Here is a 15,262-nt window from a genome sequence, read left to right on the forward strand (position 1 = left end):
ATTGCATTTACGTCCACATGAGGGGATGAACGATATGAGTCCGGAAGGACACCTTCTGGCGGCAGAGCAACAATCGCCGATCCAGGACTTCGCTGACACCATTGACGAGCAATTCGGCAATATCACCGAATTCTTCGTCAATCTGATCTTCGGCACCTCGGTGCAGGTTCCGCTCGGTGATCCTTTCCCTGAGGACACCATGCTGTGGGATGGATCCCTGGTGGTCCTGTGGGCCATCGTGGCGGCCATCGGCTTCACCATTTATTTCAAGGGGGTGCAGTTCACTGGCTTCCACGTGTCGCTGGAAACAGTACGCGGCAAGTGGTCCTCCAAGGATGACCCGGGGGAGGTGACGCACTTCCAGGCCCTGACCGCAGCAGTCTCCGGTACCGTCGGACTGGGAAACATTGCAGGTGTGGCTGCGGCCGTCTCGCTCGGCGGACCGGGTGCCACCTTCTGGATGATCATTGCCGGCCTGTTCGGAATGTGCACCAAGTTTGTCGAGTGCACACTCGGCGTGCGGTACCGCACCATTGATGAGAACGGGATCGTCCACGGCGGGCCCTTCAAGTACCTGCCGGTGGCGTTCCGCCGCCTGGGCCGGGTCCCGGTGGCCATCATTACCGGTATCTTCGCCATCTCCATCATGCTCTTCGGCATCATCGGTGGTGGCATGTTCCAGGCCAACAACGCCTTCTCAGGTATCCGTGATGCGCTTGGCACTGTCACCAATAGTGAAGACACGGTCCTCCACGGTGACGCCGGGGCGCTGATCTTCGGCATCATCTTCGCCGGCCTGGTGGCTCTGGTCATCATCGGCGGCATTAAGTCCATCGCGCGGGTCACCGCCATGCTGGTGCCGGCTATGGCGATCGTCTATGTGCTGGCCGCCCTGTTGGTGATCTTCGCCAACTTCGGCAACATCGGCGCAGCCTTCGGTGCCATTATCGGCGGTGCCTTCTCCCCAGAAGGTGTCGCCGGCGGCGTGATCGGTGTCATCATCATCGGTGTCCAGCGGGCCGCATTCTCCAACGAGTCAGGCATTGGTTCAGCGCCGATCGCCCACTCTGCGGTGAAGACCCGCCGGCCGGTCTCCGAAGGTTTCGTGGCGGCCCTGGAGCCGTTCATCGACACCGTGGTGATCTGCACCATGACTGCGCTGGTCATCATCTTCGCCTGGTACCCGGATCAGGCCACCTGGGACGGCGCTGTGGAGGAGAACGCCGCAGAGCCGATCGGGCTGACCTTCGGTGCGTTCGACACCTTCTTCAACAACTTCTCCGTCCTGTTGGCGGTGGCGGTCTTCCTGTTCGCGTTCTCCACTCTCATCACGTGGAGCTACTACGGTCTGCAGGCATGGCGTTACCTGCTGGGCACCAACCCAGCCACCGATACCATCTTCCGCGTGATCGTCTGTGTCATGATCGTGATCGGCTGCCTGGTCTCCTTCGCCAACATCATCGACTTTGCTGACTCGGCGCTGTTCCTCTGCATCTTCATCAACGTCATCGGGCTGGTCATTCTGGCCCCGGTGGTCAAGAAGGAAATGCAGCAGTACCTGGATGACCGCAAAGCCGGCCGACTCCGGGAAGACCCGGAGTACATCCCCGGGCCGGAGGACATGAGAATTGTGATCGACGAGTCAAAGGTGGCACCGAAGCGCTGATGTTGCGCGCTGCCTGAGGCACGTGACAAGAAACCCCGATGGGGGTCCTGCGCAGAGCGGGAAACTCATCGGGGTTTCTTGCGTGGTCTGGCTGCCTCTCTGCGGCCACAGTGAGGCCTCCGGCGGGGGGAGCCGCCTTTCAGTCCAGGCTATGGGCGGCGCGGCGCAGGCTGCAGCTGGTCGGGGGCCATCCCGATCTCACCGACGATGCACCAATCCGGCGTCTGCGCGCCATCGGCGGACACCGGGCGGCGAACTGGGACACCCGCCTCCTCGGCAATCACGGCAGCACCGGCCCAGTCGTGCTCTTGGATTCCGTACTCGGCGTAGGCATCCTGTGCGCCCTCGGCCACCATGCAGATATCCAGCGCTGCGGCGCCGAGACGCCGGATGTTTCCGAAGTGGTCGTTCATTGCGGCCACAGACTGCGCCTGTTGCGCTTTGCGCTCCGGGTCGTAGCCGAACCCAGTGCCCAGCAGCCCCGAGCTGATCTCACCCTGCGGACCGGACAGCGGCACAGGTGTTGAGCCGTTCCGGGCAGTGAAGGCGCCCAGTCCCCGCGCGGCCCACCATTCCTTGCCCAGGGCAGGTGCAGCGACCACCCCGACGATCCACTGGCCTTCGGGGTCCTGCAGGCCCACGGAGGTGCCGTAGTAGACGATGCCGCGGACAAAGTTCGTGGTGCCGTCCAGGGGATCAATCGACCAGCGGTACCCGGTTGGTGACGTCACCACCGTGGTGCCGTGCTCCTCGCCGGAGATGACATCGTGGGGACGGTGGGCGCTGATCACCTGGCGCACCCGGTCCTCTGCGCGCTTGTCGAAATCGGTGACGAAGTCGGACTCGGAAGACTTTGTGGTGATCCCGTGCCGCCGGTGATCCAGCGGCTGGCCCGCGGGAGCCGCGGCGTCGCGTTCGGCCAGCACCGCGGCGCCGGCTGCGGCGGCCTCGCGTGCGATGGCTAAGAGTTGCTCCAGCATTTCAGTGTCAGTCATCGGCCTGCTTCCATCGTCCTGGTCCATTGCTGAGCAGCTCAGAGAACTCCGCCTCGTCCAACACCGGTATTCCAAGCTGCTCCGCCTTGGCCAGTTTAGATCCCGCATTTGCGCCCGCGACGACCACATCAGTCTTCTTGGACACCGATCCCGCAGCGCGCCCGCCCCGGGCGATGATCGCTTCCTTGGACTCGTCCCTGGAATACCCCTCCAGGGAGCCGGTGACCACGACTGTGACACCCTCCAATGTGCGCGGGGTGTCTTCATCCACCTCGTCTTCCATTCGGACCCCGGCTGCCGCCCACTGGTCCACCAGCCGGCAGTGCCAGTCCACGCTGAACCACTCGCGGACAGAGGCAGCAATGACCGGCCCGACACCATCAATGCCCGCCAGTTCCTCCTCGTCAGCGGCCCGGATCTTGTCCATGGAACCGTATGCCGCACTCAGCGCCCGCGATGCGGTGGGTCCCACGTGCCGTATTGACAGGGCCACCAGCACTCGCCACAGCGGCTGAGCCTTTGCCTTGTGCATTTCTTCAAAGAGCTGAATCGTGTTTGCAGTGGGCTCCGAAGGCTTCTTGAGGGCACCGTGACGGTCCCACTGCGGTTTGGTCCAGAAATACAACGACGGCGCCCACTTCCCGGTGGGCTCGCCGGCGTGCCTGACCTCCCGCCATACGTAGACGTCCTTGACGTCTTCGGCAGTGAGATCAAAGAGGTCCGCCTCATTGCGCAGCACTGGTGTCTGCGGGGAGACTCCCTTCGGCCCGAAAGTCACCGGGGCGCCGGAGGCCTCGGCAGCCTCACGGTCAATCGTGTCCAGTTCAGCGGGGCGACGCAGGTCAGGGTTGGTCAGCGCCAATCCCGCTTCATAGCCGAGGGACTCGATATCGAGTGCGCCGCGTGAGCCGATGTGGGCCACACGCTCACTGAGCTGGGCGGGGCACGATTCGGCATTCGGACAGCGATAGTCCACGTCCCCTTCCTTGCCCGGTGCCAGGACAGTGCCGCAGGCGGGGCAGCGCTCCGGAAACTCGTACTCCCGCAGCTCGTCTTCCCGTCCGTCCCGGGAAGGCAGTACCGGGCCGATCACCTCTGGTATCACATCGCCAGCTTTGCGCACCATCACGTCGTCGCCGATCAGCACCCCTTTTGCCTTCACGACGTCCTGATTGTGCAATGTGGCGCGTTGGACCTCCGAACCGGCCACCTTGACCTTTTTCAGGACCGCGTAGGGTGTCACTCGTCCTGTGCGGCCCACGTGTTCACGAATATCGAGCAGCCGGGTGGCGACTTCCTCCGGGGGGTACTTGTAGGCAGCGGCCCAGCGGGGCACCCGCGAGGTGTGGCCCAAGGAACGCTGTTGGGCGAAGTCGTCGACTTTGATGACCACCCCGTCGATTTCATGGACCAGCTCGTGGCGCTTGCGCTCGTAGGTCTCGAGGTAGTCCAGGATCTCCTCGAAGGAATCCAAGATCGCTGTGTAGGGAGAGACGGGCAGCCCCCATTCGGCCAGAGCCTCATAGGCATGGTGCTGGCTGGTGGGTTCAAAGCCGGATCGGGCTCCGATGCCGTGGACGAACATCGAAAGCGGCCGCTGCGCGGTCTTCCTGGGGTCCTTCTGCCGAATCGATCCCGCGGCAGCGTTGCGGGGGTTGGCCAGCGGTGTTTTGCCCGCGTCTATGAGGGTCTGGTTGAACGCCTCGAAGGCTTCCGAGGGCATGAAGATCTCTCCGCGCACTTCGAGCTCCTCGGGGTGGTTATCCCCGGTGAGGTGATGCGGGATATCGGCAATGGTGCGCACATTGTGCGTCACATCCTCCCCGGTGGTGCCGTCGCCGCGGGTGGCGGCCCAGACCAGCTCCCCGTGGCGATAGAGCAGGCTGATGGCCAACCCGTCAATCTTCAGCTCCACCAGCCAGCGCGGCTGCTCCCCAGGCCGCTGCTCCTGCAGAGAGGCCGACGCTCTGTCATACCAGGTCCGCAGCTCGGACGCGGAGAACAGATCCTCCAGGGAATACATTCGGCGAAGGTGGGTCACCGGAGCGAACGCTTCGGAGGGCGCGCCTCCCACCTGCTGGGTGGGGGAGTCGGCGGAAGCCAGCTCAGGGTGGTCTGCTTCAATGGTGCGCAGCCGGTGGATCAGCTGGTCGTACTGCGCATCGGAGATCAGCGGGCTGTCCTTCTGGTGGTACGCCACCTGATGCCGCGCCACCTCATCTACGAGTGCGGCGTACTCTTCCCGAAGCTCCGAGGAGGCTGTTGTGGCCTCGGCGTGGTCTGCAGTCGTCACTCGTCCCACTTTATCCCTGCGCGTGACAGAAGTGGGGCGTGGGCCTGGCGGTGCAGACGATTAGCACCCCAGGACCACGCCCCACCAGGTCCATGGTCTTAGCCACTCGAGACGGGCTGGGCATCCATCTGGTCCACCGGGGCCTCGTACCGGAGGATTGCTGCCGCGTTATCTGCTACCGCGCTGCCCACCAGTCCCACCGAGGCGTCTACTGCGGCGGCTTCCTGGAGCAGTGTGTCCTCCTGGGCAGCTTCAGCGTCATAGCGAAGCAGCAGCGTCTCTACTGCACCGAGTGTCGCGGCGCGGCGGATGTTCTCGGCGCCTTCGACTGCCAGACCATTGGCGCGGGCGCTGCCGAATCGTTCGGTCTCCGCGGTGGCGCGCTCCAGGGTGATGCGGCGTGCGGTGCTCTGCAGCGCCTCTGTCAGTGCCTGCTCAGCGCCCTCATCCGCTGCATCATTGGAAATGCCGCCACCAGTATCCACCTCGTAGGTGAGCTGACGCAGCTGGGGCGGCAGCTCCTCGAGCAGCATGGTCCGTCCCTGGACCTCTCCGGCGACCACGATCGCGTCCGGGTCCCACTTTTCCGCGGTCTTGCGGACACGTTCGGTGATGTCGCGAATGTTCAGCCACGCGGCCTCATCGGCCCGCTGCTGCATGCGGCGGTGGTGCTCGGCACCCTCGCGCGGCTTATGCACGCTTTCGGTAGCGGAGCCTTCGACGGCTGACTCGCTGCCGGATTCCAGCACCCCGGCGGAGGTGAAGACCTCGCGCCGCAGCGTCGCGCGCTCCTTGTCCACCAGGATCACCAGGCCGCGCACCGAGCGAGCCCGCTGCCGAATGTAGTCGCCCAGGGCGGGGGGTTCCCCGAAAACGGCCCGGTCCCCGCCATCGCGGGTGGCATCGAAGTCTTCCTCCAGCAGCAAGCCAGTGCGGTTGGCGACCAGCACTCGGCCCTCGGTCTGCACAGCGGTGATGTCCTCAGTCAGCACAGCAGAGTCCAGGGCAGCCAGGGTCTCGTCATGGGCCCCGGCGTCAGCCAGCTGCCCCCGCAGCGCGTCCCAGCGCAGTCGCACCTCCTGCTCCGCATCGGGGCTGGCGGACTGAGCCTGCAGGTACACAGTCGCGAACGGGGCCTCAGCCTCGTAGATGGATCGAATGGCGGCCAGCTTCACAGCCTTCGCCCTCCTCAGAATCGGTGTCATCGATCAGTTAACCAACACCGATCACGCTAAAAGCCGCACGTCAGTGCGGGCATAAAGCCAGCTGGGCATTTGCTGGAGGTTCAGCGGAAGATTGCTTATGCGCTTCTGCGGAGGGTCTCTGTCACTTCCAGCCGGGCGATGCTGAATTCACCGGCCCGGTGGTGACGGCAGAACCCGCCGTCGGGAATCTGTTCCAGGTAGGCCGCCATATGTGCCAGCTCCGCGGCAGAGAACTCGTCAGGCCGGCGTCGTCGAGGTGCGGCCTCACGGACAGCCTCGGCAGCGGCGGCCACCTCCACCCCGAAGATGGTCTGCAGCGCCGCCGCGTATTCCTCGGCGCGCCCCTGCGCGGCGAGTTCCCGAGCACGCACCGAGGGGGTGTGCAGGAGTTTGCGGACCATCCGGCGCAGCCCGAACTCCACCTCTTCCGCTGCAGCGGTGCACCCGTGCTGCCTCCGTACTTTCGCCATCTCCTCATCCAGCATGGAGTGCACATGCTTGCGCAGCGTGACGATCGCGTCATCCGCGGTCCGCTCAGCCCGCTCCGCCAGGTAGGTCTGGACTGATTCGCCGACCACTGCGCGGGCATCGTCCACAGAGGCGGAGGTCTCCTCCGGGGCAGCGACCTTCACCGACTCCAAGGTGATCAAATCCACCCCGGGCAGCTGGGCGACGTCGGGGGTGAAGTCATGAGACAGGGCCAAGTCGATCACCGTCAGGGGCACCTGCCGCTCGTCCAGTGCGGCCAATGAGCGGATCTCCGCGGCGGTGATCTGCCGATTGCCGCCCGAGCACCCAATAATGACGTCCGCTTCGCGGAACGCCGCAGTCAGCTGATCCATCCGCAGGGGTTGGGCCCGTGACCCGCGTGCGAGCAGCGCCTCCTGGCGCGCCGCCAGGAATTCTTCGGCACGGCCGGAGCCGGAGAAGACGCCGATCTGCGGCACTTCCCGCTGTGCCAGCTGGGCAAGTGCCGCGCCCGCATACGCTCCGGTGCCGATGAGCACCACCTTGGCCTCCCGGTAGAAGGCTGGACCGTGGCCGCGCATGTCCCCGGCGATGTCGAGGGCTACCGAGACGATCGAGCGTCCCCGGGAGCCCAGTGCGGTCTTCGCGCCGACGTCCTTGGCCGCTCGTGCGGCCGATTCGAAGAGTTTGGTGAGGGTGCCGGAGGCTGTGCCGGCCGCCTGCGCCTCAGCCAGTGAGCGCCGGACTTGGCCTGCGATTTCCCGTTCGCCCACCACAGCTGAGTCCAGGCCGGCGCCGACTTCGAACAGGTGATGAGCGGCCTCATCGTCCACCAGCGTCTTGAAGGAGCGGGCCACCGTGTCATGGTCGAGGCCGGAGGACTCCGCCACCGCCTTCAGCAGAGCGCTGCGACCCTCCTCAACAGCTTCGGGAGTGTTCGAGCCGGACTCGGCGTAGATCTCCAGGCGATTGCATGTGGCCAGTGTGACGGCAGGCAGATCCACAGCAGCGGCGACATCGGCCGCTCCTGCTGAGAGGGTCCCGACTGTCTCGAGGTCGAGATCTGTGTGGGTTGCGATAAGTGAGAAGAGAACCACGGCAGACCAATTCTATCGTGCGTAGAAGAAGTTCGTGCTTCGTGACGCAGCGCCTGAGGGTTCAAGGCAGAATGGGACCATGACGACGTCGCCCGCCACTCACCTCCCGCCCGATCACCCCCTGAGCCGAGGACTGACCTCCGAATCGGCTCTGCTGAACCAGTACCGCGGCTCGCGGACCAGCACCGGGGCTGCAGCGAAGCCGGAGCGGCGTCCGGTGTGGTTCATGCGCCAGGCCGGGCGCTCGCTGCCGGAGTACCGGAAGCTGCGTGAGGGCACCTCCATGCTCGACTCCTGCCTGAACCCAGAGCTGGCAAGTGAAATCACGCTGCAGCCGGTGCGCCGCCATGACGTGGACGCCGCCATCTTCTTCTCCGACATCGTGATACCCCTGCGGCTGGCCGGGGTGGGAGTGGAGATCAAACCCGGTGTCGGGCCTGTGCTGGATGCCCCGGTGCGCACGGCCGCTGACGTGGCGGCGCTGCCTGAGCTCGACGACGCCGCGTTCGCCCCGATCACCGAGGCTATCGAGCGCACCACGGCCGAATTGGGCCGGGTTCCGCTCATCGGCTTCGCCGGAGCGCCGTTTACTCTGGCTGCCTATATGGTGGAGGGTCGGCCCTCCCGCGATCACTTGGGGCCGCGGGCCATGATGCACGCCGACCCGCAGACCTGGAACGCCCTGGCGGCCTGGGCGGCCGATGTCTCCGGCCGATTCATGCGCGCGCAGCTGATGGCTGGAGCCTCCGCCGCTCAGCTGTTCGACTCCTGGGCCGGTTCGCTGGGCCGCGCTGATTATCAGCAACATGTGTTGCCGCACTCCGCGGCCGCGTTCTCCTACGTCTCCGGCCTCGGACCAGCCGACGGTGCACCGGCACCTCTGGTGCACTTCGGGACCGGGACCAGCGAGATCCTAGACCTGCTGAAGACCGCTGGGGCCGATGTGATCGGTGTGGACTACCGGCTCGATCTCACCGAGGCCACGCGCAGGCTGGGCCCGCAGACCCCGCTGCAGGGCAATATTGACCCCGCCTACCTCCCCGCCGAGTGGCCGGTGCTGGAGGCCCACATCCGTCAGGTGGTGGCCGCCGGATCGGCGGCTGCCGGGCATGTGCTCAACCTCGGCCACGGGGTCCCGCCCGAGACCGACCCCGAGGTGCTGACCCGGGTGGTGGAGCTCATTCACTCGATCGGCCCATGACGCACACCGCGATCATCGGCGGCGGCATTGCAGGACTGACAGCCGCCTGGGAATTGGCGCGCCGCGGGCACCGGGTCGAACTCTTTGAGGCTGCAGACCGGCTCGGCGGGGCCATCGCGCCATTGAACCTGAGCGGGATTCAGGTGGACGCGGGGGCCGAGGCCTTCGCCACCCGAACGTCAGCGGTCCGCGACTTCCTGCACACCCTGGGACTCGATGACCAGGTGATCACCCCCCGCCCGCTGGCCGCCTGGCTCCAGCTGCCGGACCAAGCCGCCCCGATGCCCGCCACCGGGGTGCTGGGCATACCGGCCGACCCGCGGAGCCAGGATGTGGTCGCAATCCTGGGGGCCGGGGCGGCCGCACGTGCCGCCGAGGATCTTCAGGCCCCCATGACCTGGACCGCCGACCAGAACCCCACTCTGGGGGAGGTGGTCGCCGACCGCATGGGCGCAGCCGTGGTCGAGCGCTTGGTGGCACCCATCACCTCCGGGGTGCACTCGGCCGATCCGCACCGACTTGCTCTCAGCTCCGCCCACCCCGAGCTCTACCGCACGATGCTCGCCGAAGGGTCATTGGCGCGTGCGGTGGGCAGTCTGCGCCGCGCCGCGCCGGCGGGAAGTGCCGTCCAATCGCTCCGCGGGGGGATGCACACCCTGATCAGCGCATTGGAAGCGCGGCTGCACCAGCTCGGAGTCAGCATCCACCTCAATGCGGAGAGCCAGGACCTCGGCACCATCGACGCCGATTCCGTGATCCTGGCCACCGATGGTGCACCGGCGCAGCAGCTGCTCAGCGGAGCCGGCGTCCTGCCCGGGGTGGACCGGTCCGGCAGCGTGCCTGTTCCCTCCGAACGTCCGGACCAGGCCGCCGGGGTAGCCCTGGTGACGCTGCTGGTCCACGCCCCGGAACTGGACGCCCTGCCGCGGGGGACCGGAATGCTTGTGGCCCCGACCGTGGAAAACATTGGAGCCAAAGCCATGACCCATGTCTCTGCCAAATGGGAGTGGGTCGCCCAGTCGCTGCAGCGTCAGCTGGGCCCCGGCCATCATGTGCTGCGGCTGTCCTACGGGCGGGTCACCGACCCCGCCTCCGGACTGGGCTTCGGGTCCTCCGACCATGACCTGCTCAGCGCCGCCCTGGACGACCTTCCCGCCCTGACCGGGCACTCGGTGAGCGGTGATCAGGTGATCGGCCACGCCGTCGTGCGCTGGAAATCCGGGCTTCCCGGAGGCTCCCCGGAGCAGCGGTCTCAGACCCGTCGCCTCCGGGAGCAGCTGCGCGCCCGAGGCATCGCACAGCGACCGCGCATCGTAGTCACCGGCGCCTGGGTCTCCGGCACCGGACTGGCTCAGGTCATCCCCGATGCGCAGCAGGCGGCGTCGCAGGTCCTGACACCGTGAGCGCATCAGGCTCTCGGTCATTGTTCTACACAGCGTAGAAGCCAGTTGCCGTGCGCGATAAGCTGGCCCCATGACATACGGCCGCAACCCGCAGCGCAGCCCGGAGGATGTCAACTCCTCCGGAAAAGACTGGTTCACCCTCTTCACCGTGTTCGCCCGGACACAGCCTCAGCGCCGCTCCCAGGCACCCACCGGAGACGCAGCCCAAGAGACCGCCGATGCCTTCGATGAGCTCGTGAGCTCCCTCGCCGGCGGGGGACTGGGAGCCGACGACGACGCCGCGCAGCTGCGGGGTATCTACGACGTCTCCGGGATGCGGGCCGGGGCCGACGTAATGCTCTGGCTCACCGGCCACAAGGCGGAGAAGCTCCAGGCGGCCCTGCGGGCCCTGCACCGCACCGACCTGCTCCACACCACAGAAATCGCCTTCTCCGCCATGGGTGTGCACCGCACAGCGGAGTTCGCCCGCGGCCACGTCCCGGCTTTCTCCCGCGGGGTGGAGCCGGAACAGTGGCTGACTGTCTACCCCTTCAACCGCAGCTACGACTGGTACCTGCTGGACCCAGCCAAGCGCGGCAAGATGCTGCGCGAACACGGCGAGCTGGGCCAGGAGTTTCCCTCGGTGCTCGCCAACACCACCTCCGCGTTCGCACTTAACGACTGGGAGTGGCTGTTGGCATTGGAAGCCCCAGATCTGCGTGACCTGGTGGACATGATGCGCCGGCTGCGTGAATCCGAGACCCGGTACCACGTGCGTGACGAGATCCCGTTCTACACCGGCCGCAGACTGAATGAGACCCTCGACGCGCTTGACGTGCTGGCCTGATGGAGACCTTCCGGGTCGGCACACGGGGCAGCAGGCTCGCCGTGCGGCAGAGCACCACCGCCGCCGAGGCCCTCGCTGAACTCGGCGGCCTCGATTTTGAGCTGGTCACCATCAAGTCCGAGGGTGATGTGCTCACCGGTCCACTGAGTCAGCTCGGCGGCACCGGGGTGTTCGCCACCGCACTGCGCCAAGCGCTGTTCGACAGCGCGATCGACGTGGCAGTGCATTCACTGAAGGATCTGCCCGCCAAAGATGTCGACGGGCTGAGCATCGCAGCGGTGCCCGAACGGGCCGATGTCCGTGACGCTTTGTGCGCAGCTGATGACCTCACCTTGGACGAGCTCCCGGAGGGCGCGCAGGTCGGCACGGGTTCCCCGCGGCGTGCCGCACAGCTGCGGGCAGCTCGTCCCGACCTGAGAATCGTGGACATCCGTGGCAATGTGGGCACCCGCCTAGCGCGGGTCCGCGGTCGCGAAGACGCTGCGGAGAAGTCCAGCCAAGCGCCCGACGCCGCCCGCGGGGACTTGGACGCCGTGGTGCTCGCAGGTGCCGGGCTGGCCCGCCTGGGCCTCCATGACCACATTTCAGAGCTGCTGGATCCTGAGCTGATGCTGCCAGCTCCGGGGCAGGGGGCGCTCGCGGTCGAGGTGCGCAGCGCGCACTCGGCCCCCGGGCCCTCGCTGACGGTGGGCCTGGCGCAGCTGGACCACCTGGAGACCCGCCTGGAGACTACCGCGGAGCGGGCGCTGCTGGCTCGGCTCAACGCTGGCTGCTCCGCGCCCATAGGAGGGCTGGCCCGGTGTGCTGATGAACCTGACGGTGGGGTGAACCTGCGTTTGGACACGATGGTCTGTGCTCCCGATGGCGCTGAGGTTCAGCGCGCGGGTCAGGAGCTCACCTTGGAGCCCGGCCTTACTCGCGAAGCTGGCATCGAGGCCGCCGCTGCCCTCGGAGTCCGAGTCGCTGAAACACTCCTGTCCGAGGACCGCGGGCTGCTTCAGCACGTTGTCGACAGCTGACGCAGCATCGGGAGAAGACTGTGGACCCGCGGCTCCCTGACCCCCAGCGCCAAGCCAGCGGGCGCATCGTCCTGACCCGCCCGGAGGCGCAGGCCTCCGCACTGGAGGAGGGCCTGCTCAGGGCTGGCCACACCGTCGCCCACATGCCGCTGACTCAGCAGGTGGCTCCTGACGAGCCCGGGCGGCTCCGCCGCGCCCTCGCGGAGCTGCTCGAGGGTCAGTTCGACTGGTTGCTGCTCACCAGCGCCAACACGGTCCGTGCACTGGTTCATTGTGGCTGGGACGGCACCCTGCCAGCACGCACGCGCCTAGGGGTCGTGGGCCCGGGGACCGCTCGGGTGCTGCGCGAGCAGTCCGGGGCACCCACCCCGTGGGTCCCGCAGCAGCACAGCGCCGCGGGGATCCTTGCCGAATTGCCCGCTCCGGCCTCCGGGGCACGCCTGCTGCTTCCGCAGTCGGCCCAGGCCCGGCCGGAGCTTGCCGCAGGGCTGAGCGCCAAGGGGTGGGACGTCACCCATGTGAGCGCCTACGCCACACGCGCCCTGGACCGGCCAGCGGTCAGCCTGCGCCACGGCGACACTGTCCTGGTCACCAGCTCCACGGCCGCAGCGGCCTGGGTGCGCCTCCAGGTCCATTCGGTGCGTGTCCTGGCCATCGGTGAGCCCACCGCCCAGACGCTGCGGCAGCTGGGCCGGCCGGCGGACGCGGTGCTGTCTGAACCGACTGCCGCGGGGGTCAGGGAGGCGCTGGCCCGACTGGGCGTGTCAAGGCCTGTTGGGGAGCCCTAGACTGAAGATCATGGCTTTCCCGCACTTACGACCCCGCCGGTTGCGCCGCACCCCGGCCCTGCGCAGGCTGGTGGCCGAAACCCGGCTGCACCCAGCGGACTTCATCCTGCCGGTCTTCGTCCGAGAAGGCCTGGACGAACCAGCACCGATCAGCTCCATGCCTGGGGTCTTCCAGCACACGGAGGAATCGCTGCTGCACGCCGCGGACGAGGCAGCCGCCCTGGGCCTCGGCGGCATCATGCTCTTCGGCATTCCCGCCGAGCGCGACGCCCACGGCACCGCCGGGCTCGACCCCGAGGGGATCCTCAACCGCAGCATCCGCTCAGTCACCCAGCAGGTCGGTGGTGCCTTGCCGGTGATGAGCGACCTCTGCCTGGATGAGTTCACCGACCATGGTCACTGTGGGGTGCTGGACTCCAACGGCGAGGTGGACAATGACACCACCCTGCAGCTGTATGCGCAGATGGGCGTCGTCCAGGCTGAGGCGGGGGCTGACGTCGTCGCCCCTTCCGGAATGATGGACGGACAGGTGGCAGTGATCCGCGAAGCGCTCGACGCCGCCGGCCACCAAGGTGTGTCCATACTCGCCTACTCCGCGAAATACGCCTCAGCGTTCTACGGCCCGTTCCGGGAAGCGGTGGATTCGCAGCTTGAGGGGGACCGCCGCCAATACCAGATGGATGCGGGGAACCGCACTGAGGCGCTGAAGGAGACCCAGCTGGACCTGGATGAAGGTGCGGATATGGTGATGGTTAAGCCTGCCAGCGCCTACTTGGACATTCTCTCGGACGTGGCCGAGCTCAGCGACGTGCCGGTCGCGGCCTATCAGGTCTCCGGCGAGTACGCGATGATCGAGGCCGCCGCAGCCCAGGGATGGGTGGACCGCAGGGCGGTGGTCCTGGAGACACTGACCGCCATCCGGCGTGCCGGAGCCACCAATGTCTTGACCTATTACGCCGCCGAGGCAGCCCGTTGGCTGCAGGAGAAATGATGACCACCAACCAGAACCTCTTTTCCACTGCTCAGACCCTGATGCCGGGAGGCGTGAACTCTCCGGTGCGCGCGTTCGGCTCCGTGGGGGGAACGCCGGTGTCCATGGTGCAGGGCAGGGGCGCCTACCTGACAGATGTGGAAGGTAAGCAGTATGTGGACCTTGTGGGATCCTGGGGTCCGGCTCTGCTGGGTCACAGCCATCCCGCGGTGATCGATGCGGTGCACGCTGCCGTGGACAACGGACTCGGTTTCGGCACCTCACACCCGCTGGAGGCGGAACTGGCGGCGCTGGTGCGCTCACGGGTGCCTGCCGCAGAGATGATCCGGATGGTCTCCACCGGCACTGAAGCGACCATGACTGCTATCCGGCTCGCCCGCGGAGCCACCGGAAAGAACCTCATCGTGAAATTCGCCGGCTGCTACCACGGTCATTCTGACGGACTGCTGGCGGCGGCAGGTTCTGGGGTGGCGACCCTGGGGCTGCCCGGCTCAGCAGGTGTTACGGAGGCCCAGGCTTGGGAGACCATCGTGATCGAGTACAACGACCGCGAGGCTTTGCAGGCGGTCTTCGCGGAGCACGGCGGTAACATCGCGGCGGTCATCACCGAGGCCACCCCGGCAAACATGGGCGTGGTGGCCCCGGAGCCGGGATTCAACCAGCTGATCCGTGAACTCACCGCCGCCGACGGCGCGCTGATGATCTTTGACGAGGTGATGACCGGTTTCCGCATCACAGAGGCCGGCTACTGGGGAGCGTCGGGACGGCAAGAAGGGTGGACCCCGGACCTGTTCACCTTCGGAAAGGTCATCGGCGGGGGGCTGCCCACGGCGGCGCTGGCCGGCCGTGGTGAGGTGATGGAGCGGCTGGCTCCCACCGGTCCCGTTTATCACGCCGGCACACTGTCCGGGAACCCGGTGGCTATGGCTGCTGGGGTCGCGACTCTGCACCATGCCACCGCGGCGGTGTACGAGCATATTGATCGAAAAGCGCAGGTGGTCGCCGAGGCGCTGGCCGCTGCGCTGACCGATGCTGGGGTGGATCACACCATCCAAAAGGTAGGCTCACTGTTTTCGGTGGCCTTCGGCACTTCGGCTACAGGCGTGCACAACTATGCCCAGGCTCAGGCTCAGGAGTCCTTCCGGTACGGGCCGTTCTTCCACGCGATGCTGGACCAGGGAGTCTACCTGCCGCCCAGCGTGTTTGAGGCCTGGTTCCTCTCCGCAGCCCATGACGACGCCGCCGTCGACCGTGTGCTGCGCGCCCTGCCGCGCGCCGCGGAAGCTGCCGCCGCGGCGGGCTGAGGCGCC

At 66.7% G+C, this 15,262-nt stretch carries 12 protein-coding genes; 8 read left to right on the plus strand and 4 right to left on the minus strand.

The window, feature by feature from the left end:
* The first annotated feature begins 34 nt into the window (after positions 1 to 34).
* Complete coding sequence (locus FEF27_RS05790; RefSeq protein WP_243729108.1) at positions 35 to 1,666, plus strand: alanine/glycine:cation symporter family protein; 1,632 nt, start codon at positions 35 to 37, stop codon at positions 1,664 to 1,666.
* A gap of 149 nt (positions 1,667 to 1,815) precedes the next feature.
* On the opposite strand, the gene FEF27_RS05795 is transcribed toward FEF27_RS05790, so the two are convergent.
* The 4 genes from FEF27_RS05795 to FEF27_RS05810 form a co-directional block, all read right to left on the minus strand.
* Positions 1,816 to 2,661 (minus strand): inositol monophosphatase family protein, encoded by an 846-nt coding sequence (locus FEF27_RS05795; RefSeq protein WP_138169905.1) that lies wholly within the window; start codon positions 2,659 to 2,661, stop codon positions 1,816 to 1,818.
* Positions 2,654 to 4,963, minus strand: coding sequence for an NAD-dependent DNA ligase LigA (ligA, locus tag FEF27_RS05800; protein WP_138169906.1), 2,310 nt, complete (start codon positions 4,961 to 4,963; stop codon positions 2,654 to 2,656). The genes FEF27_RS05795 and ligA overlap by 8 nt, the downstream gene beginning before the upstream one ends.
* A gap of 89 nt (positions 4,964 to 5,052) precedes the next feature.
* On the minus strand, positions 5,053 to 6,129 hold the full coding sequence (locus tag FEF27_RS05805) for a baeRF2 domain-containing protein (protein ID WP_138169907.1): 1,077 nt from the start codon (positions 6,127 to 6,129) through the stop codon (positions 5,053 to 5,055).
* A gap of 125 nt (positions 6,130 to 6,254) precedes the next feature.
* Positions 6,255 to 7,724 carry a glutamyl-tRNA reductase gene (locus FEF27_RS05810; RefSeq protein WP_138169908.1) on the minus strand — a complete coding sequence of 490 codons (1,470 nt, stop codon included), beginning with the start codon at positions 7,722 to 7,724 and terminating at the stop codon, positions 6,255 to 6,257.
* A 79-nt stretch (positions 7,725 to 7,803) separates the two neighbouring features.
* On the opposite strand from FEF27_RS05810, the gene hemE reads away from it, so the two are divergent.
* From hemE to hemL, 7 genes are all read left to right on the plus strand, one after another.
* Positions 7,804 to 8,925 carry a uroporphyrinogen decarboxylase gene (gene hemE / locus FEF27_RS05815; RefSeq protein WP_138169909.1) on the plus strand — a complete coding sequence of 374 codons (1,122 nt, stop codon included), beginning with the start codon at positions 7,804 to 7,806 and terminating at the stop codon, positions 8,923 to 8,925.
* A complete protein-coding gene (gene hemG / locus FEF27_RS05820; RefSeq protein WP_138169910.1) occupies positions 8,922 to 10,328 on the plus strand; it encodes a protoporphyrinogen oxidase in 1,407 nt (468 codons plus the stop codon). The genes hemE and hemG overlap by 4 nt, the downstream gene beginning before the upstream one ends.
* Positions 10,329 to 10,398: 70 nt before the next feature.
* Complete coding sequence (gene hemQ, locus FEF27_RS05825) at positions 10,399 to 11,154, plus strand: hydrogen peroxide-dependent heme synthase (protein WP_138169911.1); 756 nt, start codon at positions 10,399 to 10,401, stop codon at positions 11,152 to 11,154.
* The gene (hemC, locus tag FEF27_RS05830) at positions 11,154 to 12,173 is read left to right on the plus strand and encodes a hydroxymethylbilane synthase (protein WP_138169912.1); all 1,020 of its coding nucleotides are present in this window, start codon (positions 11,154 to 11,156) and stop codon (positions 12,171 to 12,173) included. The genes hemQ and hemC overlap by 1 nt, the downstream gene beginning before the upstream one ends.
* Positions 12,174 to 12,193: 20 nt before the next feature.
* Complete coding sequence (locus tag FEF27_RS05835) at positions 12,194 to 12,961, plus strand: uroporphyrinogen-III synthase (RefSeq protein ID WP_138169913.1); 768 nt, start codon at positions 12,194 to 12,196, stop codon at positions 12,959 to 12,961.
* 10 nt (positions 12,962 to 12,971) lie between these two features.
* Positions 12,972 to 13,952 carry a porphobilinogen synthase gene (hemB, locus tag FEF27_RS05840; protein ID WP_138169914.1) on the plus strand — a complete coding sequence of 327 codons (981 nt, stop codon included), beginning with the start codon at positions 12,972 to 12,974 and terminating at the stop codon, positions 13,950 to 13,952.
* Complete coding sequence (gene hemL, locus FEF27_RS05845; protein ID WP_138169936.1) at positions 13,952 to 15,256, plus strand: glutamate-1-semialdehyde 2,1-aminomutase; 1,305 nt, start codon at positions 13,952 to 13,954, stop codon at positions 15,254 to 15,256. Before hemB ends, hemL begins: the two co-directional genes overlap by 1 nt.
* Positions 15,257 to 15,262: the final 6 nt, after the last annotated feature.

This window comes from Nesterenkonia sphaerica, assembly GCF_005771565.1.
Taxonomy (GTDB): Bacteria; Actinomycetota; Actinomycetes; order Actinomycetales; family Micrococcaceae; genus Nesterenkonia; species Nesterenkonia sphaerica.